General features: G+C 56.0%; 2 rRNA genes. Both read left to right on the top strand.

Features of this window, described 5'->3' with window-relative positions:
* The first annotated feature begins 212 nt into the window (after nucleotides 1-212).
* A 16S ribosomal RNA gene (locus tag ABZ420_RS35850) occupies nucleotides 213-1,731 on the top strand.
* A gap of 326 nt (nucleotides 1,732-2,057) precedes the next feature.
* A 23S ribosomal RNA gene (locus ABZ420_RS35845) occupies nucleotides 2,058-5,194 on the top strand.
* Together the 16S and 23S rRNA genes form the textbook arrangement of a ribosomal RNA operon.
* The last annotated feature ends 93 nt before the right edge of the window (nucleotides 5,195-5,287 follow it).

The following is a 5,287-nucleotide window of genomic DNA, read 5'->3' as shown; positions in this document are numbered from 1 at the left end:
CGGGTTGGATGTGTGTGCGTGTGTTCTTTGAGAACTCAATAGTGTGTCGATGAATGTCAGTGCCAAATGTTTTATTTGGTTCCGGCTCTTTCACCCCCCGTGTGGAGGGTCGGACATTTTTTGTCAGCTTTTTGCTGGCGATTGTTTTGCTAGGTTTTCGGACTCTAGTTTTTGATCTGATTGCACCCTTTTGGGGGTGTGGTTGTGAGTCTTCAACGGAGAGTTTGATCCTGGCTCAGGACGAACGCTGGCGGCGTGCTTAACACATGCAAGTCGAGCGGTAAGGCCCTTCGGGGTACACGAGCGGCGAACGGGTGAGTAACACGTGGGTGATCTGCCTCGCACTTCGGGATAAGCCTGGGAAACTGGGTCTAATACCGGATATGACCTGCTGTCGCATGGCGGTGGGTGGAAAGATTTATCGGTGCGAGATGGGCCCGCGGCCTATCAGCTTGTTGGTGGGGTAATGGCCTACCAAGGCGACGACGGGTAGCCGACCTGAGAGGGTGACCGGCCACACTGGGACTGAGACACGGCCCAGACTCCTACGGGAGGCAGCAGTGGGGAATATTGCACAATGGGCGAAAGCCTGATGCAGCGACGCCGCGTGAGGGATGACGGCCTTCGGGTTGTAAACCTCTTTCGACAGGGACGAAGCGCAAGTGACGGTACCTGTAGAAGAAGCACCGGCCAACTACGTGCCAGCAGCCGCGGTAATACGTAGGGTGCGAGCGTTGTCCGGAATTACTGGGCGTAAAGAGCTTGTAGGCGGTTTGTCGCGTCGTCTGTGAAAACTCACAGCTCAACTGTGAGCTTGCAGGCGATACGGGCAGACTTGAGTACTTCAGGGGAGACTGGAATTCCTGGTGTAGCGGTGAAATGCGCAGATATCAGGAGGAACACCGGTGGCGAAGGCGGGTCTCTGGGAAGTAACTGACGCTGAGAAGCGAAAGCGTGGGTAGCGAACAGGATTAGATACCCTGGTAGTCCACGCCGTAAACGGTGGGTACTAGGTGTGGGTTTCCTTCCACGGGATCCGTGCCGTAGCTAACGCATTAAGTACCCCGCCTGGGGAGTACGGCCGCAAGGCTAAAACTCAAAGGAATTGACGGGGGCCCGCACAAGCGGCGGAGCATGTGGATTAATTCGATGCAACGCGAAGAACCTTACCTGGGTTTGACATACACCGGAAACCTGCAGAGATGTAGGCCCCCTTGTGGTCGGTGTACAGGTGGTGCATGGCTGTCGTCAGCTCGTGTCGTGAGATGTTGGGTTAAGTCCCGCAACGAGCGCAACCCTTATCTTATGTTGCCAGCGCGTAATGGCGGGGACTCGTGAGAGACTGCCGGGGTCAACTCGGAGGAAGGTGGGGACGACGTCAAGTCATCATGCCCCTTATGTCCAGGGCTTCACACATGCTACAATGGCCGGTACAGAGGGCTGCGATACCGTGAGGTGGAGCGAATCCCTTAAAGCCGGTCTCAGTTCGGATCGGGGTCTGCAACTCGACCCCGTGAAGTTGGAGTCGCTAGTAATCGCAGATCAGCAACGCTGCGGTGAATACGTTCCCGGGCCTTGTACACACCGCCCGTCACGTCATGAAAGTCGGTAACACCCGAAGCCGGTGGCCTAACCCCTTGTGGGAGGGAGCCGTCGAAGGTGGGATCGGCGATTGGGACGAAGTCGTAACAAGGTAGCCGTACCGGAAGGTGCGGCTGGATCACCTCCTTTCTAAGGAGCACTTCTCCACGATCCTTCACGTAGGTGAATGTGGTTGTGGCAGAGACCATGTCGGACTCGAATGTAGTCCGGTGGAAGCTCATGGGTGGAACGCTGACAACTTCTTCCGCGTATCGGTGGGTCCTTGGTGACCGGCTGGTGGTTGATATATCGACACACTGTTGGGTCCTGAAAGAACAGACGTTCTTTCCAGGCAAAAAATACGATCTGCCCGGATTTCCTGGATACCTCGGGGTTTTTGATTTCGATGGTCTTGGAGTTCGATCCGGTGTGGGTGTGTTGTTTGAGAACTGCACAGTGGACGCGAGCATCTTTGTTAGTAAGTGTTTAAGAGCGTACGGTGGATGCCTTGGCACCAGGAGCCGATGAAGGACGTAGGAGGCTGCGATAAGCCTCGGGGAGCTGTCAACCGAGCTGAGATCCGAGGATTTCCGAATGGGGAAACCCAGCACGAGTGATGTCGTGTTACCCGCATCTGAATATATAGGGTGTGTGGAGGGAACGTGGGGAAGTGAAACATCTCAGTACCCACAGGAAGAGAAAACAACAGTGATTCCGTGAGTAGTGGCGAGCGAAAGCGGATGAGGCTAAACCATCCAGATGTGATACCCGGCAGGGGTTGTCTGGTTGGGGTAGTGGGAACATTCTTCTCTATTCTGCCGAGTAGGGCGAGAGTCAGAAACCCAGGTGTTAGTTGAAGTGGTCTGGAACGGCCTGCCATAGACGGTGATAGCCCGGTAAGCGAAAACTCTTGGGCTCTCGTGGATGTCTCCCGAGTAGCAGCGGGCCCGTGAAATCTGCTGTGAATCTGCCGGGACCACCCGGTAAGCCTGAATACTCCCTGGTGACCGATAGCGGACTAGTACCGTGAGGGAAAGGTGAAAAGTACCCCGGGAGGGGAGTGAAATAGTACCTGAAACCGTGCGCTTACAATCCGTCAGAGCTTGTGCATCCTTTGGTGGATGGTGGGTGATGGCGTGCCTTTTGAAGAATGAGCCTGCGAGTCATCGGTGTGTGGCGAGGTTAACCCGTGTGGGGTAGCCGTAGCGAAAGCGAGTCCGAATAGGGCGTTTTTAGTCGCATGTCATGGACCCGAAGCGGAGTGATCTACCCATGGCCAGGGTGAAGCGACGGTAAGACGTCGTGGAGGCCCGAACCCACTTAGGTTGAAAACTGAGGGGATGAGCTGTGGGTAGGGGTGAAAGGCCAATCAAACTCCGTGATAGCTGGTTCTCCCCGAAATGCATTTAGGTGCAGCGTCGCGTGTTTCACACCGGAGGTAGAGCTACTGGATGGTCTAGGGGGCCTACAAGCTTACCGAAATCAGCCAAACTCCGAATGCCGGTGTGTGAGAGCGTGGCAGTGAGACTGCGGGGGATAAGCTTCGTAGTCGAGAGGGAAACAGCCCAGATCGCCGGCTAAGGCCCCTAAGCGTGTACTAAGTGGAAAAGGATGTGGGGTCGCGAAGACAACCAGGAGGTTGGCTTAGAAGCAGCCACCCTTGAAAGAGTGCGTAATAGCTCACTGGTCAAGTGATCCTGCGCCGACAATGTAGCGGGGCTCAAGTACACCGCCGAAGCCGCGGCACTCCGACAATACGTCCATCATTCCCTGCGGGGGGTGGTGTAGCGGTCGGGGTGGGTAGGGGAGCGTCGTATGGCCATGGAAGCGGCAGGGTGACCTAGCCGTGGAGGCCATGCGAGTGAGAATGCAGGCATGAGTAGCGAAAGACGAGTGAGAAACTCGTCCGCCGAATGACCAAGGGTTCCTGGGCCAGGTTAATCCGCCCAGGGTGAGTCGGGACCTAAGGCGAGGCCGACAGGCGTAGTCGATGGACAACGGGTTGATATTCCCGTACCCGTGTATCCGCGCCAAATGGTGAATCATCTGTGCTAATCGTCCTGAACCGGATGGACTTCCTTCGGGAAGCTGGAAGGGGATGCACGAGACCCTGGGTGTAGTAGTCAAGCGATGGGGTGACGCAGGAAGGTAGCTGGGCCAGGTGATGGATTACCTGGTGTAAGCGTGTAGGGCGTTGTGTAGGCAAATCCGCACGACATGTAGCCTGAGACGTGATGCGTAGCCGATTGAGGCGAATTCAGTGATCCTATGCTGCCGAGAAAAGCCTCTAGTGAGTTGGTACACGGCCCGTACCCCAAACCGACACAGGTGGTCAGGTAGAGAATACCGAGGCGATCGAGAGAACTGTGGTTAAGGAACTCGGCAAAATGCCCCCGTAACTTCGGGAGAAGGGGGACCACGTCTGGTGACCGGCTTTACGCTGTGAGCTGGGTGTGGTCGCAGAGACCAGAGAGAAGCGACTGTTTACTAAAAACACAGGTCCGTGCGAAGTCGTAAGACGATGTATACGGACTGACGCCTGCCCGGTGCCGGAAGGTTAAGAGGACCGGTTAGCGCCTTCGGGTGCGAAGCTGAGAATTTAAGCCCCGGTAAACGGCGGTGGTAACTATAACCATCCTAAGGTAGCGAAATTCCTTGTCGGGTAAGTTCCGACCTGCACGAATGGCGTAACGACTTCTCTGCTGTCTCAACCACAGACTCGGCGAAATTGCATTACGAGTAAAGATGCTCGTTACGCGCGGCAGGACGAAAAGACCCCGGGACCTTCACTATAGCTTGGTATTGGTGTTCGGTACGGTTTGTGTAGGATAGGTGGGAGACTGTGAAGCGGGCACGCCAGTGTTCGTGGAGTCGTCGTTGAAATACCACTCTGGTCGTATTGGACTTCTAACCTCGGACCCTGATCGGGTTCAGGGACAGTGCCTGGTGGGTAGTTTAACTGGGGCGGTTGCCTCCCAAAATGTAACGGAGGCGCCCAAAGGTTCCCTCAGCCTGGTTGGCAATCAGGTGTCGAGTGCAAGTGCACAAGGGAGCTTGACTGTGAGACTGACAGGTCGAGCAGGGACGAAAGTCGGGACTAGTGATCCGGCACCGGCATGTGGAAGCGGTGTCGCTCAACGGATAAAAGGTACCCCGGGGATAACAGGCTGATCTTCCCCAAGAGTCCATATCGACGGGATGGTTTGGCACCTCGATGTCGGCTCGTCGCATCCTGGGGCTGGAGTAGGTCCCAAGGGTTGGGCTGTTCGCCCATTAAAGCGGCACGCGAGCTGGGTTTAGAACGTCGTGAGACAGTTCGGTCTCTATCCGCCGCGCGCGTCAGAAACTTGAGGAAGGCTGTCCCTAGTACGAGAGGACCGGGACGGACGAACCTCTGGTGTGCCAGTTGTCCTGCCAAGGGCACTGCTGGTTGGCTACGTTCGGAAGGGATAACCGCTGAAAGCATCTAAGCGGGAAGCCTGTTCCAAGATGAGGTTTCTCACCACCTTCGAGTGGTTAAGGCCCCCTACAGACCATGGGGTTGATAGGCCGGAACTGGAAGCACGGTAACGTGTGGAGGTGACCGGTACTAATCGGCCGAGGACTTACCAACAAAGGTTGCTACGCGTCCACTGTGCGGTATCTGAAACAACACACAGATACCCCTTTTTTCGACACCCCGCACGGGTGTCGCCCACCAACCCCC

It is taken from the genome of Nocardia sp. NPDC005745, assembly GCF_040630775.1.
Lineage (GTDB): Bacteria > Actinomycetota > Actinomycetes > Mycobacteriales > Mycobacteriaceae > Nocardia.
The sequence above is the reverse complement of the archived record's forward strand: the minus strand, read 5'-3'. Positions and strand labels throughout refer to the sequence as shown.